The sequence below is a fragment of the Jeongeupia sp. HS-3 genome, from assembly GCF_015140455.1.
Taxonomy (GTDB): Bacteria; Pseudomonadota; Gammaproteobacteria; order Burkholderiales; family Chitinibacteraceae; genus Jeongeupia.
In genome coordinates, this window is record NZ_AP024094.1 from 187,999 (window position 1) to 209,462 (window position 21,464).

At 62.1% G+C, this 21,464-nt stretch carries 22 protein-coding genes and 4 tRNA genes; 18 read left to right on the plus strand and 8 right to left on the minus strand.

The window, feature by feature from the left end:
* Positions 1-3: 3 nt before the first annotated feature.
* Genes JLC71_RS00970 through flhF form a run of 3 tightly spaced genes read right to left on the minus strand, consistent with a single transcriptional unit; the run spans position 4 to position 2,583 of the window.
* Positions 4-159, minus strand: coding sequence for a hypothetical protein (locus tag JLC71_RS00970; RefSeq protein WP_200916832.1), 156 nt, complete (start codon positions 157-159; stop codon positions 4-6).
* Positions 160-189: 30 nt separating this feature from the next.
* Positions 190-1,038, minus strand: coding sequence for a MinD/ParA family ATP-binding protein (locus JLC71_RS00975; protein ID WP_200916833.1), 849 nt, complete (start codon positions 1,036-1,038; stop codon positions 190-192).
* Between the two features lie 57 nt (positions 1,039-1,095).
* Entirely contained in the window at positions 1,096-2,583 is a 1,488-nt protein-coding gene (gene flhF, locus JLC71_RS00980) for a flagellar biosynthesis GTPase FlhF (protein WP_200916834.1), read from the minus strand.
* A gap of 138 nt (positions 2,584-2,721) precedes the next feature.
* On the opposite strand from flhF, the gene JLC71_RS00985 reads away from it, so the two are divergent.
* On the plus strand, positions 2,722-3,384 hold the full coding sequence (locus tag JLC71_RS00985) for an RluA family pseudouridine synthase (RefSeq protein WP_236250933.1): 663 nt from the start codon (positions 2,722-2,724) through the stop codon (positions 3,382-3,384).
* A gap of 136 nt (positions 3,385-3,520) precedes the next feature.
* On the opposite strand, the gene flhA is transcribed toward JLC71_RS00985, so the two are convergent.
* Positions 3,521-5,530 (minus strand): flagellar biosynthesis protein FlhA, encoded by a 2,010-nt coding sequence (flhA, locus tag JLC71_RS00990; RefSeq protein ID WP_200918221.1) that lies wholly within the window; start codon positions 5,528-5,530, stop codon positions 3,521-3,523.
* Positions 5,531-5,604: 74 nt separating this feature from the next.
* Positions 5,605-6,741 (minus strand): flagellar biosynthesis protein FlhB, encoded by a 1,137-nt coding sequence (gene flhB, locus JLC71_RS00995; RefSeq protein WP_200916835.1) that lies wholly within the window; start codon positions 6,739-6,741, stop codon positions 5,605-5,607.
* Positions 6,742-6,860: 119 nt separating this feature from the next.
* Between flhB and JLC71_RS01000 the strand changes: the two genes are divergently transcribed.
* The 9 genes from JLC71_RS01000 to folE2 all read left to right on the plus strand — a co-directional run bounded on the left by JLC71_RS01000 (position 6,861) and on the right by folE2 (position 13,229).
* Entirely contained in the window at positions 6,861-7,922 is a 1,062-nt protein-coding gene (locus JLC71_RS01000; protein ID WP_200916836.1) for a flagellar hook-length control protein FliK, read from the plus strand.
* A 139-nt stretch (positions 7,923-8,061) separates the two neighbouring features.
* A complete protein-coding gene (locus JLC71_RS01005) occupies positions 8,062-8,574 on the plus strand; it encodes a flagellar basal body-associated FliL family protein (RefSeq protein WP_200916837.1) in 513 nt (170 codons plus the stop codon).
* Positions 8,575-8,615: 41 nt separating this feature from the next.
* On the plus strand, positions 8,616-9,626 hold the full coding sequence (fliM, locus tag JLC71_RS01010) for a flagellar motor switch protein FliM (RefSeq protein WP_200916838.1): 1,011 nt from the start codon (positions 8,616-8,618) through the stop codon (positions 9,624-9,626).
* Positions 9,619-10,059 carry a flagellar motor switch protein FliN gene (fliN, locus tag JLC71_RS01015; protein ID WP_200916839.1) on the plus strand — a complete coding sequence of 147 codons (441 nt, stop codon included), beginning with the start codon at positions 9,619-9,621 and terminating at the stop codon, positions 10,057-10,059. Before fliM ends, fliN begins: the two co-directional genes overlap by 8 nt.
* Positions 10,060-10,064: 5 nt before the next feature.
* Complete coding sequence (gene fliO / locus JLC71_RS01020) at positions 10,065-10,496, plus strand: flagellar biosynthetic protein FliO (protein WP_200916840.1); 432 nt, start codon at positions 10,065-10,067, stop codon at positions 10,494-10,496.
* Complete coding sequence (fliP, locus tag JLC71_RS01025; RefSeq protein ID WP_200916841.1) at positions 10,493-11,233, plus strand: flagellar type III secretion system pore protein FliP; 741 nt, start codon at positions 10,493-10,495, stop codon at positions 11,231-11,233. Before fliO ends, fliP begins: the two co-directional genes overlap by 4 nt.
* A 3-nt stretch (positions 11,234-11,236) precedes the next feature.
* The gene (fliQ, locus tag JLC71_RS01030) at positions 11,237-11,506 is read left to right on the plus strand and encodes a flagellar biosynthesis protein FliQ (RefSeq protein ID WP_200916842.1); all 270 of its coding nucleotides are present in this window, start codon (positions 11,237-11,239) and stop codon (positions 11,504-11,506) included.
* A gap of 4 nt (positions 11,507-11,510) precedes the next feature.
* A complete protein-coding gene (gene fliR / locus JLC71_RS01035) occupies positions 11,511-12,299 on the plus strand; it encodes a flagellar biosynthetic protein FliR (RefSeq protein WP_200916843.1) in 789 nt (262 codons plus the stop codon).
* Positions 12,300-12,434: 135 nt separating this feature from the next.
* Entirely contained in the window at positions 12,435-13,229 is a 795-nt protein-coding gene (gene folE2 / locus JLC71_RS01040) for a GTP cyclohydrolase FolE2 (protein WP_200916844.1), read from the plus strand.
* Between the two features lie 52 nt (positions 13,230-13,281).
* On the opposite strand, the gene JLC71_RS01045 is transcribed toward folE2, so the two are convergent.
* Positions 13,282-14,577: an inverse autotransporter beta domain-containing protein gene (locus JLC71_RS01045; RefSeq protein ID WP_200916845.1), complete on the minus strand. Its 1,296-nt coding sequence runs from the start codon at positions 14,575-14,577 to the stop codon at positions 13,282-13,284.
* 141 nt (positions 14,578-14,718) lie between these two features.
* Between JLC71_RS01045 and JLC71_RS01050 the strand changes: the two genes are divergently transcribed.
* On the plus strand, positions 14,719-14,928 hold the full coding sequence (locus JLC71_RS01050) for a hypothetical protein (RefSeq protein WP_200916846.1): 210 nt from the start codon (positions 14,719-14,721) through the stop codon (positions 14,926-14,928).
* A 49-nt stretch (positions 14,929-14,977) separates the two neighbouring features.
* Here JLC71_RS01050 and pgeF read toward each other — a convergent pair whose 3' ends face one another.
* Complete coding sequence (gene pgeF / locus JLC71_RS01055; RefSeq protein ID WP_200916847.1) at positions 14,978-15,724, minus strand: peptidoglycan editing factor PgeF; 747 nt, start codon at positions 15,722-15,724, stop codon at positions 14,978-14,980.
* Positions 15,711-16,763: a 23S rRNA pseudouridine(1911/1915/1917) synthase RluD gene (gene rluD, locus JLC71_RS01060; protein WP_200916848.1), complete on the minus strand. Its 1,053-nt coding sequence runs from the start codon at positions 16,761-16,763 to the stop codon at positions 15,711-15,713. Before rluD ends, pgeF begins: the two co-directional genes overlap by 14 nt.
* Between rluD and JLC71_RS01065 the strand changes: the two genes are divergently transcribed.
* From JLC71_RS01065 to glpK, 7 genes are all read left to right on the plus strand, one after another.
* Positions 16,762-17,562: an outer membrane protein assembly factor BamD gene (locus JLC71_RS01065; protein ID WP_200916849.1), complete on the plus strand. Its 801-nt coding sequence runs from the start codon at positions 16,762-16,764 to the stop codon at positions 17,560-17,562. The genes rluD and JLC71_RS01065 overlap by 2 nt on opposite strands.
* 98 nt (positions 17,563-17,660) lie before the next feature.
* Positions 17,661-17,736: transfer RNA gene (locus tag JLC71_RS01070), tRNA-Ala, on the plus strand.
* Between the two features lie 68 nt (positions 17,737-17,804).
* Positions 17,805-17,880: transfer RNA gene (locus JLC71_RS01075), tRNA-Glu, on the plus strand.
* Positions 17,881-17,908: 28 nt separating this feature from the next.
* Positions 17,909-17,985, plus strand: a tRNA-Arg gene (locus tag JLC71_RS01080).
* Positions 17,986-17,999: 14 nt separating this feature from the next.
* A tRNA-Glu gene (locus tag JLC71_RS01085) sits at positions 18,000-18,075 on the plus strand.
* 157 nt (positions 18,076-18,232) lie between these two features.
* On the plus strand, positions 18,233-19,804 hold the full coding sequence (glpD, locus tag JLC71_RS01090) for a glycerol-3-phosphate dehydrogenase (protein ID WP_200916850.1): 1,572 nt from the start codon (positions 18,233-18,235) through the stop codon (positions 19,802-19,804).
* 102 nt (positions 19,805-19,906) lie between these two features.
* A complete protein-coding gene (gene glpK, locus JLC71_RS01095; RefSeq protein ID WP_200916851.1) occupies positions 19,907-21,412 on the plus strand; it encodes a glycerol kinase GlpK in 1,506 nt (501 codons plus the stop codon).
* Positions 21,413-21,464 lie beyond the last annotated feature (52 nt).

The following is a 21,464-nucleotide window of genomic DNA, read 5'->3' on the forward strand; positions in this document are numbered from 1 at the left end:
GGCTCAGACCTCGATATCGTCGAGAAAACGCCGCGTCACCAGCGCATCGTCACGGCCGGTATCGGCAACGAACACATCGCGGTCGCCACTGGCGATCACGCAGCAGAAGCGCGTCCGGATGGCGTCGAAATCGTGTTCGGTGGCGGGACGGATCGTCATGCAGGCTTCCATTCGGGATGTGGGGCCACGTTAACGTTGTAGCCGGTCGGCAAGAATGCGGCTCGATTCGACCAGCCGATAGGCAAAATCGGCGGCGCTGTCGGCGGCGCCGGCCGGACGGCGCCAGCGCAGCATCGCATCAGCGAGCTGGCGGAAAGCGTGTGCCGATTCGGCGTCGGGAAAGGCATCGAACACCGTACGCCCCAGCCGGGCCGCGCGCGCCAGTCGCTCGTCTTCGGGAACGAAGCCGATCAGTCGCAGTTTGACCCGATTGCCCAGATAGCGTGACGCAACCTGTTGCAATCGCTCGAACAGCGCGCCGGCATCGCGGGCGCTGCGGACACGATTGATGAGGATGCGAAATTCGGTGCGTGCGTACTCGGACGCCATCAGCTTGATCGTTGCATAAGCATCGGTGAGCGATTCGGCTCGCTCTGACACGACGAGAACCACATCGTCGGCGGCGAGCGACAGGCTCGGGACGCCCGGTTCGGTCACCGGCCGGGTATCGAGCAGCAGCCAGTCGGTGTCACTGCTGACCACATCGAATTCACGCGCCAGCCAGGCGGCCTCGGCTTCGTTGAGCCGTGCCAGTACTTGCGGCCGCGCTGCGGCGGGCAGCAGCGAAAATCCGCCCGGCGCCGGGACGATGACGTCGGCGAGCGTGACTTCGCGGCGAAGCGCTTCTTCAAAATCGTACGGCGGCGACAGTCTGAGTCGCTGGGTGGCGTTGCCGTTGCCGGTGTGCTCGTCCAGCAGCAGCACCGCGCGTTCGCGCTCGGCCAGTGCCGCGGCCAGATGGATCGCCACCGTCGTGGCGCCGGCGCCACCGCGCCCGCCGTTGATGCTGACGCTGCGGCAAGCCGGTCGCGCCACCATGGCCCGGAGTCCGGCGGCTTGGTCGTCCCACAATCTGGCGCTGCTCATCATCCGGCCCTAGGGGCGCGACGTCGGCTCGCTGAAGCCGGCGTCCTCGCTGCTGGCCTGAGTACCCATGTAAACGGGGTATTCGTCGGCTTGCAGCTGATAAGGCCGGGCCGGTTCGGCGCGGAAGGCGCGATCGACGAGGTATTCGATCCGCGCGGGGTGAAGGTCTTCCGGGACGCGCTGGCCGTTGGTGACGAAATGCAGCTTGAGCCGATGGCGGATCGCCACGTCGAGGCAGCCGCCGAGACTCATCGTTTCATCGAGCTTGGTCAGGATCACGCCGGCAAGCTGTTCGTTCTTGTAGCGTCGCGCGACATCGTCGAGCGTTGCCGGGGCGGCATTGGCCGCCAGCAGCAGCAGCGTGTGCGCGCGCTCGTGCTGGAACAACCGTAGTTGCTCGACGATGCGCATGTCCCGCTGACCCATGCCGACGGTGTCGATCAGTACCAGATGGCGCGATGCCAGATCGGCGAGGGTGAGTTCGAAATCGGTATCGTCCTTGACCTCGTGCACCGGCACGCCAAGGATGCGGCCATAAATGCGCAGCTGGTCGGTGGCGCCGATCCGGTAGCTGTCGGTGGTCAGCAGTGCGACCGATTCCGGACCGTAGGCGAGGGCGCAGCGCGCCGCCAGTTTGGCAACGGTAGTGGTCTTGCCGACACCGGTCGGGCCGATCAGCGCGTACACGCCGCCCTGGGCGACCAGATCTTCGCCATCGCCGACCGCGGCAATATTGTGAACCAGCGCGGCCTTGAGCCAGCGCGAGCGCATTTCCGGCGCCATTTGCGCCGGCATTTTGTCGACGAGCTGGCGTGCCAGTGCCGGGCAGAAGCCGGTGCTCAACAATTGCCGCAGGGCATCGAGCTTGTCGGGCGAGTGGCGCGACAGCTCGCTCCAGGCCATGCCGGCCAGTTGGTGCTCCATCAACCCGCGCAGCTGGCGCATTTCACGGGCGATGTCATCGATCGCGCCGGCAGGGGCGCTTGGCGGCGCCTCCTGGGGCTGCGGCGCAGCGGCTTCGTCGTCTTGGTAGCGGAAAGCCGGGCGCGGCGCCGGTTGCGTGGTTTTTCCGGCCGCCGGTGTTGCGGCCTGCGGCGCGCGTGCGGCGGGCCGGACGGGGCTTTCCTGGCTCAGCGCTTCAAAACGGGGAGGGCGGTTGCTGCGCACGACTTGCGGCGCGAGCGGCGCTTCATCATCGTCTTCATCCGGAATCGCATATGAACGTTCCAGTGCGCGTGCCAATGGTTGCGAGGGCGCAGGCGTCCGCAACGACGGCTCGGTGCGCGCGGGCGGATCAAGCCGGGCGGCCGGACGACTGGCGGCGATGGTTTGCGCGCTGGTCAGCGCGGCGACATCGGCGTCGGCGACGGCCATGATTTCGATGCCGCCACCGGCGATCTGCCGGTTCGAAAGAATGAGCGCGTCCGGGCCGAGCTCATCACGAACCTGGCGTAGCGCATCACGGGTGGTGGCACCGTAGAATTTCTTGACGACCATCTGTCCCAATCGAACCGGTTAAACCCGGCTATTATCCTCAGCCCTTGAGGATTGCACAAACGGCGTCGGCCGTGACAGGAATGTGTCACGTCGGCGCGGGATGTGGACAATACCGTCACGCCTTTCCGGACATCCGCCATGCCCACCGCCTTGCCCTACATTCCGCCGGCCGACACCGGGCTGGAGCTTGTCCATGTCGACCATGCGCTGATCGTCGTTGCCAAGCCCGCCGGCCTGCTGGCGGTGCCGGGCCGTGGCGAGGACAAGGCCGATTGTCTCAGCGCAAGGGTGCAGGCTGTGTATCCGGATGCCCTGATCGTGCATCGGCTGGATATGGCGACCTCCGGGCTGATGGTGTTCGGCCGCGGGCTGGCGTCGCAGCGACGTTTGGGTGCTGCGTTCGAGCAGCGGCTGGCCGATAAACGCTACATCGCCATCGTTGCCGGGGTGATTGCCGCCGACAGCGGCGAGATCGATTTGCCGATCGGCGCCGATTGGGCGAACCGGCCACGCCGACAGATCGACCTCAAGCGCGGCAAACCGGCGCTGACGCGATTTCGCGTGATCGAACGCAACGTCTTGAGTGATTGCAGCCGTGTCGCGCTGGAACCGGTCACCGGCCGCACGCACCAGTTGCGCGTGCATCTATTGGCGATCGGCCATCCGATCTGGGGAGACGAGCTTTATGCCGGCGAGGCCGCCGCGCGGGCGCCGCGTTTGTTGCTGCACGCCGAATCGCTCAGCCTGCCGCATCCCGATGACGGGCGGATGCTGGATTTCAGCTCGCCAGCGCCGTTCTGATTCGCAGTCGCTGGCTAAGCGGGCTCACAAATCCAGCGAAGCGGTGCTGGCAAGGGGCCCTTTAGGGTCCGAACGCAGACAGTACGATCAAGTACGGCAAGCGAGCACAACGTGGCCAGCAGGATTTGTGAGTTCGCTAAGCGCCGCCGAGCACGCCGACGATGCGGATGGTCTTAGTGTCGGGAATCTCGGTGTGGGCGATCACACGCAAATTGGGGATCGAGCGGCGCAGGAAGCGGCTCAGCATCGGCCGTAGGGCACCGGGGGTGATCAGCACGGTGTTCAGCCCTTGCGCTTCCATTTGCTCGGTCAACTGCGACGCCTGTTGCAACAGCCGCTCGGCCAATCCGGGCTCTAGCCCGCCACGGCCGTTGCTGGCCGACATCAGGATGTTCTCGAGCTGCGGTTCCAGCGCCACCACCGGTAGTTCGTTTTCGCCCGGGAACAGCTGGTGGATGATGGCGCGGCCCAGCGCGACGCGTACCGCCGCGGTCAGCTCGTCGATGTCCTGGGTGCGGCCGATATGTTCGCCCAGTGTTTCCAGGATCGTGCGCAGATCGCGGATATGCATGCCCTCATCAAGCAGGCTTTGCAGCACCTTCTGCAAGGTGCCAACCGGAATCAGCTTGGGGACGAGATCCTCGACCAGCTTCGGTGACTCTTTGGCGAAGTGATCGAGCAGCGATTGCACTTCCTCGCGGCCGAGCAATTCGGCGGCGTGGCTTTGCAGCAGATTGGAGATATGCGTGCCGATCACCGTCGCGGTATCAACCACGGTGTAGCCGAGTGCCTGGGCCTGATCGCGCAGGCTGACGTCGATCCAGGTCGCCGGCAGGCCGAAGGTCGGGTCCGTGGTGGTGGTGCCGGCGAGCGAGCCGGCGACGTTGCCGGGATTGATCGCCAGCCACTGGCCGACAAACGCCTCGCCGGCGCCGACATCGACGCCCTTGAGCTGGATCCGGTACTGGTTGGGCTTGAGTTCGAGGTTGTCGCGGATATGCACCGCCGGCACCAGAAAACCGAGTTCCTGGGCGATCTTTTTGCGGATGCCGCGGATGCGCCGCAACAATTCGCCATCCTGATTGCGATCGACCAGCGATATCAGCCGGTAGCCGACTTCCAGCCCGACCGGATCAACCGGCTGGACATCGTTCCAGCTGACTTCCTGCAAGGGGGGCGGAGTGGTGGCCGCTGCGGTGGGCGTGAGCCCGCTGTCGGCTGCGATGGTCGCAGTGCGCTGCCTGCGGTTGTCCAGCCACCAGGCGAGGCCGGCGGCCATGGCGGCGATCAGCAGGAAGGCCAGATGCGGCATGCCCGGAATGATGCCGAGGACGCCGATCACCGCAGCGGTGGTGTAGAGCACTTGCGAATTGGCGAAGAGCTGACCCAGCAGCTGTTCGGACAGATCCTGCTCGGTGCCGACGCGCGATACGACAATACCGGCGGCGACCGAGATGATCAGCGATGGAATCTGCGCAACCAGGCCGTCACCGATGGTCAGCATCGTGTAGGTGCGGGCGGCCTCGGCGAAGGGCAGGTCGTGCTGCACCGTGCCGATGATCAGCCCGCCGATCATATTGATCACCATCACCAGAATGCCGGCGATGGCATCACCGCGAACGAACTTGCTGGCACCGTCCATCGAGCCGAAGAAGTTGGCTTCCTGCGAGATGGCCGACCGGCGCTTGCGTGCATCCTCTTCGCCGATCAGGCCGGCGTTGAGGTCGGCGTCGATCGCCATCTGCTTGCCGGGCATCGCATCCAGGGTGAAGCGTGCCGACACTTCGGCGATCCGGCCGGCACCCTTGGTGATGACGACGAAGTTGATGATGGTGAGGATGACGAAGGCGATGATGCCGACGGTGAGGTTGCCGCCGATCAGCACATGGCCGAAGGCCTCGATCACCTGACCGGCCGCGCCGGCGCCGGTGTGACCTTCGGTGAGCACGAGCTTGGTCGAGGCGACGTTGAGGCTTAGCCGCAATAGCGTCGTGACCAGTAGCACGGTCGGGAAGGCCGAGAATTCCAGCGGTTCGCGCGTGTACAGGCTGACCATCAACACGATGATCGAAATGGCGATATTGAAGGTAAAGAAGAAGTCGAGCGCGAGCGCGGGCAGCGGCAGAATCATCATGCCGAGCACCATGAACACCAGCGCCGGGCCGGCCAGTCGCGTCAGATTAAAGTTGCGCACACGCCAGAATCACATTGGGGCCGCCATCAGGGGGCGGCTTCGGGGTCGAGGTCTTTCGGAACCGGCAACGCATCGTTCAACGTCGGTTCGCTGCCGCCGTAACGTTGCCAGTGCCTGAGCTGATAAATGTAGGCCAGCACTTCGGCGGCAGCAGTATACAACGCGGCGGGGATTTCCTCGCCGAGCTCCGCGTGGTGGTAGAGCGCACGGGCGAGCGGCGGCGTACGAACCACGGTGACCTTGTGCTGCTTGCCGAGTTCGATGATGCGCTCGGCCAGCAGGAAGGAGCCCTTGGCGATCACCACCGGCGCGCGCATCGATTCGGTGTATTGCAATGCCACCGCGTAGTGGGTCGGGTTGGTGACGATGACATCGGCCTTTGGAATCGCCGACATCATCCGTTTGCGTGCCGCCTCGCGCTGCAGCTGGCGAATCCGCCCTTTCAGTTGCGGATCGCCCTCCGATTCCTTCATTTCCTGGCGTACTTCCTCCTTGGTCATACGCAGGTTCTTGTAGTACTCCCACAGCTGGTAGGGGACGTCGATGATGACGATGAGCGCCATCGCGCCGACCACCGCGAACAGCGTGAACTTTGCCATCCCCCACAGATAGGCCAGGCCGTTGTCGGGCGGCATGGCGACCAGCTGAACGAAGTCGCCGCGTTCGTTCCACAGCACCAAGGCGGCGACACCACCGATCAGACCGGATTTGAGGATGGCTTTGACCATTTCGACGATGCTGCGCACCGACAGCATGCGTTTGATGCCGCTGGCGGGATTCAGTCGACCAAAGTTGGGCCCCAGCGCCTCGGTCGAAAACAGCCAGCCGCCCATCAGCATCGGCGCGAGGATCGCCGCGACCGCGCAGGCGGCAAACACCGGCAGGCAGGCCCAGAGCATGGCTTCGCAGGCCTTGATGAGGTGCAGGTACATCTGCATCGGCTCGGCGAGCACCGCCCGGGTAAACATGAATTCACCGCGCATCACCTGTTTGAGCGCGTTCAGCAGTGCCGGGCCGGTTATCGAGAGCGCCAGCATGCCGGTCATCAGCACGCTGAACGACGTCAACTCTTGCGAGCGGGCAATCTGGCCCTTTTTGCGCGCGTCTTCGAGCCGCTTGAGCGAGGGTGGTTCGGTGCGTTCGAGGTCGGAATCTTCAGCCATGATTGCGCTACGTTACCGCGTTGCGGGGCGCTACGGCCAGCAGGCTTTATCGATAGTGTGGCGCTTGGCATTGCTTTTGCTTCTAAGAGGGTTCCTCTTGCCCTGCTCGCGAGTTTTACATGGCTAGTCCTGTCGTCACGCTGTCTGCTCCCGCCGCTTCCGTTGCCCCCAAATCCAGCTCGTCGCGCGATGCCGGGCAAGGCGACGATTTTGGCAGTACGCTGGCCCGCGAGGTCGCCGCACGGCAGCCGGTGCCGGCGGGCAAGGATGCCGCTTCGGCCGATCAGAGCCGCAAGGACGATGCCCCCGAACCCGGCGACGCCGCGACGCCGTGGCTGGCGTTGCTGCAATCGATGGCGCAGGTAGTGGCGCAGCCGCTGCCGCAAGAAGAGGCCGTTTCCAGCGAACACCTGCCGGATGGCGGTGTTGATGCGCTGGCTGCGGCGGTGACGCCGGCGATGATTTCGCAGGCCGTGCAGAGCCCGGTTCAAGGCGAGCAGCCTACGACACCCGCTTTGAGTACGGTGGCATCAACAGCCGGGAGCGATTCAGCCGCCAGCGCGATAGACGAACTTGCCGTGGGCGGCAAAGCCTTGCCGGCCGGATTTGCCGCTGGCGATGCCGAGACGGCCGAGCCGCGCGGCATCGACCTGTTGAGCGCGGCCCCGCTCGGTGCCTCGCCGCTACGCAGCGTGGACGAGGCCGCCGCGCCGACCAAGCCGGTGGCGACACACAACGTCGTGCCGCATGTGGGCGAGCCGCGCTGGGGCGACGCCGTGGCGCAACGTGTGGCCATGATGATCGGCAAGCAGGAACAGAAGCTGGAAATGCAACTCAATCCGCCCAACCTTGGGCCGATGGACGTGCAGCTGACGCTGGCGCAGGACCAGGCCAGTATCGTTTTTGCCAGTCAGCATGCCGCGGTGCGCGAAGCGCTCGCCGCCGCCACCCCCCGCTTGACCGCCTTGCTGGCCGATCAGGGCATCCAGCTCGTCAACGTTCAGGTGGCCAGCGACACGCTGAACCAACACACGCAGCAGCAAGCGCAGACTGGCCACGATTCCGGCCCGGCGCAGCGTGGCATGGCAAGCCAGAGTACAGATCAGCCCACCGATTTGCGGGTTGACCTGGGTACGCTGCGCCTGCCCGTTGGCGGTGGCGGACTGAGCTTCTATGCCTGATTGCGCGCAAGCGCTTGTTTATAATTAACTATTAATCTTTGCTATACTCGCCGACCTATCTTGAGGCTCCGGTATCGCCGGAGCCGTTCGATTCGAGCTGCTTCGAATCGATTTATCGTCGTGCAGTCAGGTGAAATTCATGGCCGAAGCCCAAGCGGCGCCGAAAGGCAGTAAGAAACTGATCATCATCATCGTGATCGTCGTCGCGGTGCTGCTGCTGGCGATCGCCGGTGCGGCGGCGTTCATGCTGACGCGCTCGGCCGATCACGGCGACGACGGCGGTGCTGCGCAAACGCAAGAAACCGCCAAGAAGAAAACCTCGAAAAACGCGGATCACGTGCCTATTTTCGAAAAATTGCAGCAATTCACCGTCAATTTGAATTCGCCTGACGAAGATGCCATGCTGCAAACGGATATTGTCGTCGAAGTTGCCGACGCCAAGTTCCAGGAACAGATCAAGGCACAGATGCCCAAAATTCAAAGCCAGATCAATCAGCTGCTGCGGAGCAAATCGCCGCAAGACGTGCGCGCGGTTGATGGGATGACCAAGCTGGGTGGCGAAGTTCGCATGCTGATCAATCGGGCTCTGGGCGTCGAGAGCGAGGATGAAGGCGTGTTGTCGGTCAATTTCACCACCTTCATCGTCCAATAGTGTTCGCGTCTTTGCGAACGACGGGTTCGGGCTCCTAAACAATGGCAGACGATATCCTTTCCCAGGAAGAGGTCGACGCGCTACTGCGTGGGGTGACCGGGGAAGAAGACGACTCCGAGGTCGATCAGGATTCGTCGTCGGTGCGCAACTACGACATCGGTCGGCAGGAGCGCATCGTCCGTGGCCGGATGCCGACGCTCGAAATCATCAACGAGCGCTTTGCCCGTAATCTGCGCATTGCCCTGTTCAATTTCATGCGCCGCAATGCCGAGATCAGCGTCGGCGCGGTGCGGGTGCAGAAGTACAGCGAATTCATTCGCAATCTGGTCGTGCCGACCAACCTCAACCTGATCCAGATGAAACCGCTGCGCGGCACCGGTTTGTTCATCTTCGATCCGGATTTCGTTTTCCTGGTGGTCGACAATCTGTTCGGTTCGGATGGCCGCTATCACGTTCGGGTCGAAGGGCGTGATTTCACCCCGACCGAGCAGCGCATCATTCAGCGCCTGCTGGATGTGGTGTTCGAGGAATACCAGAAAGCGTGGCAACCGGTGTTCGAATGCGAATTCAGCTATCTGCGCTCGGAAATGAATACCCAGTTCGCCAATATCGCGACGCCCACCGAGGTCGTGGTCGCGTATACCTTCCGCATCGAACTGGGCGCCAGTGGCGGCGATTTCCACGTTTGCCTGCCGTATTCGATGATCGAGCCGATTCGCGACATGCTCTACAGCACCATGCAGGCCGACCGGATCGAGTCGGACAACCGCTGGTTGTCGCTATTGCAGTCGCAAGTGCAAAACGCCGAGGTCGATCTGATCGCGACGCTGGGCAATACCGAAATCACGCTGGGCGACATCCTCAACCTCAAGGCCGGTGACGTGATCTCGCTGGATATCCCGCAAGCCATTGTGGCCGAGGTGGACGGGGTGCCGGTGCTCGAATGCAAATATGGTATTCTCAACGGCCAGTATGCGTTGAAGGTCAACCGGGTGCTCGGCACCCCCGACGGCGCGCAGGATGAAGCACCTCAGGGGGAAAAGCATGGCTGATGAGAACACGCCAGACAACAGCCAGGCCGACGAGGTTATGGATGACTGGGCGGCGGCAATGGCCGAACAGGCCGAAAGTGAAGGCACCGTGACCGAAGCGGCGCCGGCAAGCACGCCGGCTGCCGATATTTTCGAGCGTTTCGACGCCGCACCGGCCGCCGGCGGCGCGCGCGGCAATATCGACATGATCCTCGATATTCCGGTCACGCTGACGGTCGAGCTGGGCCGCACCAAAATCGCCATTCGCAGCCTGCTGCAACTGGCGCAAGGCTCGGTTGTCGAACTCGACGGTCTGGCCGGTGAACCGATGGACGTGCTCGTCAACGGTTGTCTGATCGCGCAGGGCGAGGTCGTCGTCGTCAACGATAAATTCGGTATCCGCCTCACCGACATCATTACGCCGGCCGAACGCATTCGCCGGTTACACAAATAGATTCCATGCGTTTTTCTTCGTTTGCGGTTGTGTTCGCCGCGCTGCCCGGCTGTGCACTGGCGCAAGCCGCGTCGGTGCCGGCTTCGCTCGCGACTGCCGGACCCGGTGTCGGGCAGTTCGTTCAAGTGTTGCTGATGCTGGCACTGGTGCTTGCGCTCATTGTCGGCGCGGCATGGCTCGCCCGGCGTTTTTCGTTGTTGCCCGGACAAACCGGCAACCAGTTGCGTGTGGTTTCCGGCGTGATGGTTGGTCCGAAAGAGCGCGTGGTGATTGTCGAGCAGGGTGAAAACTGGCTGGTGCTCGGCGTGACCGCTCATTCGGTCAACCTGCTGCATAGCCAGCCACGCCCGGAAGGCGCACCGGAATCCGCACCGGCGGCATCGTTGCCGCCTTTTGCAGAAAAACTCGCCGCGCTGATGAAAAAGGGCCGAGGGTGAAGCGCTACCTGCTGGCCGTACTGCCCTTGTTTGCCGTGAGTGCGGCAATGGCCGCCGATCCGGGCCTGCCGTTCATGAGTGCCACGCAGGGCGCCGGTGGCACGGCCTACAGTCTGCCGCTGCAGACGCTGCTGTTTCTGACCGCGCTGAGTTTCTTGCCGGCGATGCTGCTGATGATGACGGCGTTCACGCGCATTGTCATTGTGCTGTCCTTGTTGCGTCAGGCACTGGGCGTCACGATGGCGCCGCCCAATCAGGTCATCATCGGCCTGTCGCTGTTCTTGACGCTGTTCGTGATGGCGCCGACCTTCGACAAGATTTATGCCCAGGCCTACCAGCCCTATTCCGAGCAGAAAATTAGTTTCAACGAGATGGTCGACAAGGGTAGCCTGCCCTTGAAGGACTTCATGCTCAAGCAGACGCGGCAGAAGGATCTGGCGTTCTTTATCGAAGTCTCCGGGATGAAGAAACCCAACGGCCCGGAGGACGTCAGCTTGCGGGTGCTGGTGCCGGCCTTCGTCACCAGCGAGCTGAAAACGGCGTTCCAGATCGGTTTTCTGGTGTTCATTCCTTTTCTGATCATCGATCTTGTCGTCGCCAGCCTGTTGATGGCGATGGGGATGATGATGGTGTCGCCGGTGATCATTTCACTGCCGTTCAAGCTGATGCTGTTCGTGCTCGTCGATGGCTGGACGCTGCTGATGGGCTCGCTGGTGCAGAGCTTTTATCTGGGGTAGCGCATGACGCCGGAAACCGTAGTCACCGTGATGCAAAGAGCGATGGAGCTGATGGTGCTGCTCGGCGGGCCGCTGTTGCTGGCGATGCTGGCCACCGGTCTGGTGGTGAGTATTTTTCAGGCCGCGACGCAGATCAACGAAGCGACGCTGTCGTTTATCCCCAAGCTGATCATCGCCTTTATCGTGTTCATCCTTGCCGGGCCATGGATGATTGAAATGGCGATGGATTACACGGTGCGGCTGTATCAGAGCATTCCGCAACTGATAGGCTGAAGCGGTGTTTACCGTCTCGCAGGCCCAGATCGAGCTCTGGCTGGCGCTATTCTGGTGGCCGTTCTGCCGCTTTTTCGGCTTGCTGATTTCCGACCCGATCTTCTCCAACAAGGTGGTGCCGGTGCGCTTGCGCGTCGGGCTGGCGATTGCGCTTTCCGTACTGGTTGCGCCGCTGATCACGCCGCCACCAGGCATCGAGGTGATCTCGCCCGCTGGTCTCTTGATCGCGGTCAATCAGTTGCTGATCGGCGTGATGCTCGGTTTTGCGGTGCGGCTGATGTTCAATGCCGTCGATATGGCCGGGCAAATCATCGGTCTGCAGATGGGCCTGGGTTTTGCCAGTTTCTTTGACCCGCACAGTGCCGCCAACGTCCCCATCGTCGCGCAGTTCATCAATATGATGATGCTGCTGCTGTTCCTGGTGCTGAATGGTCATCTGATTGTCTTGCGTGTGCTGATCGAGAGTTTCGCCGTGCTGCCGCTGGATGCGCAACCGCTCGGCTCGGCCGGTTTTCGCTTGCTGGTCGAGCAGGCTGCAGCAATCTTCCGGTTGGGGCTGATGCTGGCGATGCCGGTGGTTGGCGCCTTGCTGATTACCAACCTGGCGATCGGTATCATGACCCGCGCCGCGCCGCAGCTGAACGTGTTTGCGATCGGTTTCCCGCTGCTGCTGGCGATCGGCGTCGCCGCAATGTATGTGACCTTGCCGTATATGGTGCCGCACATCGAGTCGATGCTTGCGGCACTGACCCGTTCCGTGACGCAAATGTTCACGGCGCTCAAGCCTGGATGATGCTTGCCCCGCTCATGGGGACATGAATTCCCGACTGGTTTACTCGGTTATTGGCCGCCGGTATAATGAATCAGCTTTCAATTAATTACCGGTTATCAAGCGATAGGCGCTTATAACCGCTGGAGTGAAACTTCGATGAACGCCCCGCAGCCCATCCCTGACGTGCAAAGCACCCCCGACCTGCGCAATATTGCGATCAACAAGGTCGGGATCAAGTCGATTCGCCATCCGGTTCGCGTTGCCGACCGCAGCGAAGGCGTGCAGCACACGGTGGCCACGTTCGATATGTATGTGTTCCTGCCCCAGCACTTCAAGGGCACGCACATGAGTCGCTTCGTCGAGATTCTCAATACCCAGGAGCGCGAGATCTCGGTCGATTCGTTCGAGACCATCCTGCGGCAGATGTGCGAACGGCTTGAGGCCGACGCCGGCTATCTGGAAATGCGTTTTCCGTACTTCATCAACAAAACCGCGCCGGTGTCGGGCGTCGAGAGTCTGCTCGATTACGATGTCGCACTGATTGGTGAGCTGAAAAACGGCCAGTTCAGCCAGCAACTGAAGGTCTTGGTGCCGGTGACCAGCCTGTGCCCGTGTTCCAAGCAGATCTCCCAGTACGGTGCGCACAATCAGCGCAGCCACGTGACCATTGCCGCGACGCTCGGTGAGCACGTCTGGATCGAAGAGCTGGTGCAGATTGTCGAAGCCGAAGCATCGTGCGAGCTGTATGGCCTGTTGAAGCGCCCGGACGAAAAATACGTGACCGAGCGTGCGTATGAAAACCCCAAATTCGTCGAAGACATGGTGCGCGATGTCGCTGCCCGCCTGAATGCCGATGCTCGCGTGGTGGCGTATACGGTCGAATCGGAAAACTTCGAGTCGATTCACAATCACTCGGCTTATGCGCTGATCGAGCACGACAAGCGCGGCTGAATGCAGGGTTGTATCTCTAACGTCATAAGAAACGGGGCTTTGGCCCCGTTTCTTATGACGTCGCCGGCAGGCTGCGGATCTGTATGCTCGGCGTCACTGTGGCGTTGCCATTGCTGTCAACGATACGCGCCGCCAGCGAGTAGCTTTGGCCGCTGCTCGGCGGCAGCGTCAAACGTATTCTGGCCGCAAGCGTACCGCTACGCCCGAGCAGCGGGCTGGTGCCGGCGGCGTTGAGCAGCGGTGCCGCATCGCCGAGCCAGGCCAGGCTGACCACCGGGTAGCGCGACTGGATGCTCAGGGTCACATTGGCCGCTTGGCCCGGTGCGCCTTCGACATCGCCTGCCAGACTGGCGCTGAACGCCGGCGTCGCCTCCTCGCGGCTCTGCCATGCCAGTACGCCGTTACGATCGACGAAGGCATCGCGGTCGCGAGTCAGGCTGGGTTTATTGCTGTTGCTGCGCAGTTGCTGATTCAGCGGTACGCCGAATTGGTAGGAGAGCGTCGCCTGCAGATGCCAGTCCTTTTCATCGTTATCGTCACGGCGGTAGTCGGCCCCCAAACTCAGCAAAGGGAACGGCGTGTACTGTAGCGATGCCGTAACCGCCGACGGGTTGTCGTGTGCAATGTCGCTGCCGGGCAGGGTGATATCGTCGCCGCGATAGCGTTCGAACTTGAGGCCGCCGCTGAGTTGCGGATAGCTCGGCAGATAGGCTTGGGCGCTGAGGTCGAAGCCCGGTGCGGCGCGTTCGCTGCGGGTCTCGCCATCGCGCCAGTCGCCGACCGGTAGATAGGTATTCATGGCGACGCTCAGGTAATCGGTGTTGCTGCTGGTGCCAAAGCCGAGCCGGGTGGTTTCGGTACCGAGTTCCTGATCGACGAAGGCGTTATAACCATTGGTCCAGCCGCCGTTCTGCTCCCGCTGCACCACGCCGACATTGGTCACGGTGCGGTCGTGGTCGTTGCGAATGCCGAGCTGGGTGAAGCGGCTGCGCTGCGTGGTTTCATCAAAAGGCAGCAAGAAGTCGGCGCTGGCCGAGCCGAGCCGGCCATCGTCGCCGATGCTGGCGTCGAGCCTGGCCTTGCCGTAGCGGTCGAGCAGCGATTCCAGGCCGTTCGACGTTCGGTCGAGCAAGTTGCTGCGCCAGCCGTACTGGCCGGCCGACAGTGATTGTTCGGTCAGCTGCGCCAGTGCCTTCTCGCCATCGGTTGGCGTGATCCGGCCGATGCTCTTGCCGATGTCGGGCAGCGGCGAGCGACCGTCATCGGACAGATACGGAGCATCCACAGCGCTTGCGATTGCGGCGAGCAGGCAGGGCAGGACGAAACACGCAAGGCGAGACAGCGTCATTGAGGTGTCGGACGAGGGCAGGTCTCCATTCTGACAAACTCATCGTGTGCTGGTCGCCGTAATATTCCATTCCACGCCGACGTGGGCGCTGCGTGGCTGTCGTATCATTCGGGCCTCGTATTCAAAGACCGGATCGTTGTCGTGTACATCCTGCTTATCGGCTATCTCTACGTGGTGGTGATGTTTGCCGCCGCCAGCGGCAGCATCGCCAAGGCGATCGTCTGGATTCTTCTGCTTGGGGTATTGCCGAGCTGGCTGATTGTCTGGCTCAAGCGCCGTGGCCAGATTGTCCGGGCGCGCAAGATGGCCGAAGCGGAAAATCACCCGCCTGCCGACGATGAGCCCCGCTGAATGAACAACGCCGCCCGAGGGCGGCGTTGTCGCATCTGTTTCTATCCGGTTAATCCTGCAACCAGATCAGGCTGGCCATGCGCCCGGTGCGGTGATCGCGGCGGTAGGAAAACCAGCGTTCGGCATCCGACACCGTGCATAAGCCGCCGCCATAGACGCGGGTGATGCCGAGGGCGGCGAGCCTTTGCTTCGCCAGTAGCTCGATATCGGCCCAGTGTTTGCCGGGAGCCCTGCCGGGGCGGAACGCGCTCGCGGCGGCGGAATCGTGCGCGATAAAAGCGTCGCGCACGTCATCGCCAACTTCAAACGCATCCCGGCCTATGGTCGGCCCGAGCCAGGCCATCAAGGTATCGCCGGGAACGGCCATCGCGACGACAGTGGCTTCGAGCACGCCGCCCGCCAGGCCACGCCAGCCGGCATGTGCGGCGCCGACGACGCTGCCGGCATCGTTGCACAACAGGACCGGCAGGCAATCGGCGGTCATGATGGCGCAGACGCCGCGCGTGTCGCGGGCGATGCTGGCGTCGGCGGTGGGATCGGGCTGCGGCAGTCCGGCGTCGAGCACCGTGGTGCCGTGAACTTGCGTCAGCCACAGCGGCCCGGCCGGCAGCAAGGCCGCCAGCGCATTGCGATTGGCGGCGACGGCGAGCGGATCGTCGCCAACGTGATCACCCAGATTCAGGCTGGTGTACGGCGCGGCGCTGACGCCGCCGCTACGAGTGGTCTGCAGCGCACGCACGCGCGCAGGCGCCGGCCAATCCGGTATCAGGCAATCAGCCGCTTCAATCACGGACATACACCAGCTCGACGTCGTGATCGTCGTCGTCATCCCAATCATCGTCGTCGACATTGTTGTTCAGGCCGGCCTGAATCCGCAGCGCAGCCAGCAGCCCTTCGAAGTCGGGTGGCAACTGCGATTTCCACGTCATCGTCTTGCCGGTCGTCGGGTGGACGAGGCTGAGTTTCTTGGCGTGCAGCGCTTGGCGATCGAAGTCCTGCAAGGCCAGCATGATCTCGGGAGCGAACAACTTCTGCCGGCCGCCATAGACCGGATCGGCTGCCAGCGGATGGCCGATGTGCGCCATATGCACGCGAATCTGGTGGGTTCGGCCGGTTTCCAGTTTGCATTCGACCAGCGTGTGTGCGGTAAAGCGCTCAAGCACGCGGTAATGCGTGACTGCCGGCTTGCCGGTGCCGACCACGGCCATTTTGATACGCTCGCGCGGATGGCGGCCGATCGGAGCATCGACGGTGCCATCACGCTTGACCAGGCCCTGGGCGATGGCGAAGTAATGGCGGCTGACCGTGTGCGCTTGCAACTGCTGCACCAGCGAGTTTTGCGCCACGAGTGTGCGTGCGACGACCATCAAGCCGCTGGTGTCCTTGTCCAGGCGATGAACGATGCCGGCACGCGGCACGCCCTTCAGCTGCGGATAGCGGTACAGCAGACCGTTCAGCAGCGTGCCGGACCAGTTGCCGCTACCGGGATGAACGACCAGGCCGGCGGGTTTGTTGATGATGATGATCGCGTCGTCTTCATAAACGACGTCGAGCGGGATATCTTCGGGCTGGAAGGCGACTTCTTCCGGACTGGCCTGAATCTGGACTGTAATGGTTTCGTCGCCCCAGAGTTTTTGTTTGGGGCTGGCGGCTTGGCCGTCAACGGTAACCAGTCCGTCCTTGATCCATGTGGCTAGCCGGTTGCGTGAGTAATCGGGCAACAGTTGGGCAAGGGCCGCGTCCAATCGCTGACCAGCAATATCTGCCGGCGCAGTCAGGACACGCGACTCGCTTATGTCGCTATAATCGTCGGGTTCTAAATCAGGATGCATCATGGGCAAGATTCTACCGCGATTCCTCGCGTGCGCTTCGGTCGTAGTGCTACTCGCCGGCTGCGCCTCGACTCAGGTTGACGATGACGAAACCAAAGGCTGGTCAGCCGAGAAGCTGTATGGCGCAGCGAAGGCCGAGCAGACCGATCGCAACTTCGAGAAATCAACCAAACTGCTGGAAAAGCTTGAGGCTCGCTTTCCTTATGGCCGTTACGCGCAGCAAGCCCAGCTTGACGAGGCGTACAACCATTACAAGAACCAAGAGCCCTTGCTGGCGCAAGCCGCGATTGATCGCTTTATCAAGAGCAATCCGGTTCACCCGAGCATGGACTACGCGCTGTATTTGAAGGGGCTGGTCAGCTTCAATGAAGTACAGGGCTTCCTGTCGGCGATTTCCAAGCAGGATATGTCCGAACGTGATCCGAAGGCCGCCAAGGAATCGTTCGAGGCGTTCAAGGAACTGATTCAGCGCTTTCCAGAAAGCAAGTATGCTGCCGACTCGCAAGTGCGTATGGCTTATCTGCTTGGCGCACTGGCAAGTTACGAGCTGCACGTTGGCAAGTACTATTACAAGCGCGGCGCCTATCTGGCCGCGGCCAATCGTGGCAAACACCTGATCGAAACCTATTCGAACACCAAGCAGGTGGAAGCCGGTTTGGCGATGATGGTGATCAGTTATGACAAGCTCGGTTTGACCGAGCTGCGTGACGACACCAAGCGCATCCTGTTGAAGAACTATCCGGATACCGAGACCCTGACAAAGGGCTTCTTTGAAGACCCTGCATGGTGGACGCCGTTCTGATTCGATAGGGAAAGTATGAAAATGGCGGTTTATCGAAAAATAGTTCAAAAAACGCTTTACAACGATAAACCCTGTTTATATACTGTGCATCTCTTTTGGGGGGTATAGCTCAGTTGGGAGAGCGCTTGCATGGCATGCAAGAGGTCATCGGTTCGATCCCGTTTACCTCCACCAGTTTGAAGTCGGCCGCTTAGGCGGCCGATTTGAATTTTTAGCAGTACTGAAGTCAAGAGTTAAACGACGTCCCCATCGTCTAGAGGCCTAGGACACCACCCTTTCACGGTGACTACCGGGGTTCGAATCCCCGTGGGGACGCCATAAAGAGCAGTAAAGTTGAAGTTACAGTGCACCCGTAGCTCAGTTGGATAGAGTATCTGGCTACGAACCAGAGGGTCGGGCGTTCGAATCGCTCCGGGTGCACCACTTCTTCAACCGCAGTCCCCATCGTCTAGAGGCCTAGGACACCACCCTTTCACGGTGACTACCGGGGTTCGAATCCCCGTGGGGACGCCATATTTGAGAACGGTCTGACAGCAATGTCAGGCCGTTTTTCTTTTTCCGGCGTGCGTTCTGCCGCTGGTATTTCCCTCGAAATTCAGTTCCTTTCCGATGTGCTGGCTACACTTTGAGCAGATGAACTCTTGCGACCCTCTGTCGCACCGCTGCGCTTATGCCGACCTTGTCCATCCTTCCGCCTTGTGATCTGCTGATCGTCGGCGGCGGCATCAATGGTGCCGGGATCGCCCGAGATGCGGCCGGGCGCGGTTTGCGGGTGCTGCTGTGCGAACAGGACGATCTGGCGCAACATACTTCGTCGGCCAGTACCAAGCTGGTCCATGGCGGGCTGCGCTATCTCGAACATTACGAGTTCGGCCTAGTGCGCAAGGCGCTGCAGGAACGTGAAACGCTGTTGCAGCTGGCACCGCACATTATCCGGCCGCTGCGTTTCGTGATGCCGCACGACGCGGCGCAACGGCCGGCGTGGTTGATCCGTGCCGGGCTGTTCTTTTACGATCATCTGGCGCGGCGGCGGCTCTTGCCCGCATCCGCTTCGATCCGTCTGGATACGCATGTGGCCGGGCGGGCGCTCAAACCCGCATTCAAGCGCGCTTTCGTTTATTCGGATGGCTGGGTCGACGATGCCCGGCTGGTGGTCTTGAATGCACTCGATGCCTTCGAGCACGGTGCGCGCATCCTGACGCAAACGCGCTGCAGCTTTGCCGAGCGCGTTGACGATCACTGGCTGATCACCTTGCGCCAGCGCGATGGCTCCAGCGCGCAGCTGAGCGCGCGCGCGCTCGTCAACGCTGCCGGGCCCTGGGCCGGCGAATTCGCCCAGCTGGCCACGCCGAATCCGAGCCGCGGTGGCCTGCGGCTGATCAAGGGCAGCCACATCGTTGTGCCCAAGCTGTTCGAGCATCCGTTCGCTTATTTATTCCAGAACCCTGATCAACGCATCATTTTCGCGATCCCGTTTCAGGGGGATTTCACCCTGATCGGCACCACCGACGTCGATTACCGTGGCGATCCGGCCACTGTGGCCATTGATGCCGACGAGGAGCGCTATCTGTGCGACATGGCCAGCCGTTACTTTGCCAGGCCGGTGGCCCCAAGTGACGTGATCTGGCGTTATTCGGGGGTGCGGCCCTTGCTTGACGGCGAGACCGGCGATGCATCAACAGTCAGCCGGGATTACCGTTTGCAGTGTGATGCCTCGCCCGGCGTGGCGCCGCTGCTGCACGTCTGGGGGGGCAAGATCACCACTTACCGACGTCTGGCCGACGAAGCGCTGGCGCTGTTGCAGCCGCTATTGAATGTGGCTGCGCCGGCATGGACGGCAACCAAGCCCTTGCCCGGTGGCGATTTCGACGTGCTAGGTACGTTGAGTGCCGTGCCGGATTTCAGTGCTTTTCTTGCCCGTTTCCAGCTGCGTTATCCATGGCTGCCTGATTCGCTGGCCGAACGCTATTGTCGCCTCTACGGTCGCCGCGCCGAACGGCTGATTGGCGAGGCAAAGTCGATGTCGCAGCTGGGGAGCGAGCTGGTGCCCGGGCTCTATGAGGCGGAAGCGGTGTATTTGCTGGATAACGAATGGGCGACTTGCAGCGCGGACATCCTCTGGCGCCGGACCAAGCTGGGTCTGCACTGCCTGCAGGGCGATGTCGAGCGGCTTGATGCCTGGTTGACGCTGACCAGCGAACACCGGATATCGGCGAGTTGTGAGCATGGCGATGGTGGGTGAAGCCGCAAAAACGGCGGGCCGGGAAGACCTGATATTGCCGACGCATTTCGCGCCATCGGCGAGTAAAGTCATCCGTTCGCCATTGCACCAGAAGGGGTGTTCATGCCGTATCTGATGGCGCTGGATCAGGGCACGTCGAGTTCGCGCGCGGTGATTTTCAACGAACACGGCGAGATCGTCGCCAGCGCGCAGCGCGAAATCCGCCAGATTTTCCCCCAGCCCGGCTGGGTCGAACACGATCCGCAGGACATCTGGCAAAGCCAGCTGCAAACCTGCCGCGAGGCCATCACGCAAGCCGGTATTGCCGCGAGTGAGTTGATTGCGCTGGGCATCACCAATCAGCGCGAGACCACGCTGGTGTGGGACAGGCGAACCGGTGAGCCGGTATGCAACGCCATTGTCTGGCAGGACAGGCGTTCCGAGGCGCTGTGCGATGCCTTGCGCGAAGCCGGGCTGAACGACGCGGTGAGCGGCAAAACGGGGCTGGTGATCGATCCGTATTTTTCCGCCAGCAAGCTGGCATGGATGCTGGATCGGCTGCCGGGGGTGCGGCAGCGGGCCATGCGCGGTGAGTTGGCGTTCGGCACCGTCGATAGCTGGCTGGTGTGGCAGCTCAGCCGTGGCCGGCTGCACATGACCGACGTGACCAACGCGTCGCGAACCATGCTTTTCAATATCCACACCCAGGCCTGGGACGACGACTTGCTCGCGATGTTTGATATTCCGCCGTCGCTGTTGCCCGAAGTCTGCCCGTCGAGCCATATTTACGGCCAGACCGATGCCGAGTGCTTCGGCGCGCCGGTGACGATCGCCGGTATCGCCGGCGACCAGCAGGCGGCGCTGTTCGGGCAGGCCTGTTTTAGTCGTGGCAAGGCCAAGAACACCTACGGCACCGGCTGCTTCATGCTGATGAACACCGGTGATACGGCTGTGGTTTCGCAAAACGGTTTGATCAGCACCGCTGCGTGCCAGCCCGGAACAAGGCCGCAATATGCGCTCGAAGGCAGCGTGTTTATTGGCGGTGCGGTGGTGCAGTGGTTGCGTGACGGGCTGAAGGCAATCTCCAGTTCATCGGATATCGAAAACCTGGCGGCCTCGGTGCCCGATGCGGGGGGCGTGGTGTTCGTGCCTTCATTCACCGGCCTTGGCGCACCGTATTGGGTGCCGACGGCACAGGGCGCGATTGTGGGGCTCAGCCGGGGGTCGACCGTTGCTCATGTTGCGCGGGCGGCGCTTGAATCGATCGCGTTTCAGAGCACCTCGGTGCTGGCGGCGATGCAGCGCGATGCGGTCTCGCCGATCGAGGAGCTGCGCGTCGACGGTGGCGCTGCGGCCAACAATCTGCTGTTGCAGTTTCAGGCCGACCTGCTGGGGATTCCGGTGGTGCGGTCCAAGGTGATCGAATCGACCGCGCTCGGTGCCGCGTATCTGGCCGGTCTGGCGACCGGGCTGTTTGCCAGCGTGGCCGAGCTGGAAGCGCATCGGCGGATCGACCGGATATTCATGCCCGGCATCGGTCGCGACGACGCGGCGCAGCGGATGGCGCAGTGGGAGATCGCCGTCGAACAGGCGGTGTTGCCGGTCAAGCTGGCGGCCGGCCGCGCCTAGCGCCCGGTTCGCCGTTGTTTCAATTGTGCGCGGGCGGTTTTATAGTCGCCGC

What these genes read in the sequence shown, in the direction of transcription:
- JLC71_RS00970 (WP_200916832.1), bottom strand. Translation starts at nt 159, where the DNA reads ATGACGATCCGTCCCGCCACCGAACACGATTTCGACGCCATCCGGACG.
- JLC71_RS00975 (WP_200916833.1), bottom strand. Translation starts at nt 1,038, where the DNA reads ATGGTGGCGCGACCGGCTTGCCGCAGCGTCAGCATCAACGGCGGGCGC.
- flhF (WP_200916834.1), bottom strand. Translation starts at nt 2,583, where the DNA reads ATGGTCGTCAAGAAATTCTACGGTGCCACCACCCGTGATGCGCTACGC.
- JLC71_RS00985 (WP_236250933.1), top strand. Translation starts at nt 2,722, where the DNA reads ATGCCCACCGCCTTGCCCTACATTCCGCCGGCCGACACCGGGCTGGAG.
- flhA (WP_200918221.1), bottom strand. Translation starts at nt 5,530, where the DNA reads ATGGTGCTCGGCATGATGATTCTGCCGCTGCCCGCGCTCGCGCTCGAC.
- flhB (WP_200916835.1), bottom strand. Translation starts at nt 6,741, where the DNA reads ATGGCTGAAGATTCCGACCTCGAACGCACCGAACCACCCTCGCTCAAG.
- JLC71_RS01000 (WP_200916836.1), top strand. Translation starts at nt 6,861, where the DNA reads ATGGCTAGTCCTGTCGTCACGCTGTCTGCTCCCGCCGCTTCCGTTGCC.
- JLC71_RS01005 (WP_200916837.1), top strand. Translation starts at nt 8,062, where the DNA reads ATGGCCGAAGCCCAAGCGGCGCCGAAAGGCAGTAAGAAACTGATCATC.
- fliM (WP_200916838.1), top strand. Translation starts at nt 8,616, where the DNA reads ATGGCAGACGATATCCTTTCCCAGGAAGAGGTCGACGCGCTACTGCGT.
- fliN (WP_200916839.1), top strand. Translation starts at nt 9,619, where the DNA reads ATGGCTGATGAGAACACGCCAGACAACAGCCAGGCCGACGAGGTTATG.
- fliO (WP_200916840.1), top strand. Translation starts at nt 10,065, where the DNA reads ATGCGTTTTTCTTCGTTTGCGGTTGTGTTCGCCGCGCTGCCCGGCTGT.
- fliQ (WP_200916842.1), top strand. Translation starts at nt 11,237, where the DNA reads ATGACGCCGGAAACCGTAGTCACCGTGATGCAAAGAGCGATGGAGCTG.
- folE2 (WP_200916844.1), top strand. Translation starts at nt 12,435, where the DNA reads ATGAACGCCCCGCAGCCCATCCCTGACGTGCAAAGCACCCCCGACCTG.
- JLC71_RS01045 (WP_200916845.1), bottom strand. Translation starts at nt 14,577, where the DNA reads ATGACGCTGTCTCGCCTTGCGTGTTTCGTCCTGCCCTGCCTGCTCGCC.
- pgeF (WP_200916847.1), bottom strand. Translation starts at nt 15,724, where the DNA reads ATGTCCGTGATTGAAGCGGCTGATTGCCTGATACCGGATTGGCCGGCG.
- JLC71_RS01065 (WP_200916849.1), top strand. Translation starts at nt 16,762, where the DNA reads ATGGGCAAGATTCTACCGCGATTCCTCGCGTGCGCTTCGGTCGTAGTG.
- rluD (WP_200916848.1), bottom strand. Translation starts at nt 16,763, where the DNA reads ATGATGCATCCTGATTTAGAACCCGACGATTATAGCGACATAAGCGAG.
- glpD (WP_200916850.1), top strand. Translation starts at nt 18,233, where the DNA reads ATGCCGACCTTGTCCATCCTTCCGCCTTGTGATCTGCTGATCGTCGGC.
- glpK (WP_200916851.1), top strand. Translation starts at nt 19,907, where the DNA reads ATGCCGTATCTGATGGCGCTGGATCAGGGCACGTCGAGTTCGCGCGCG.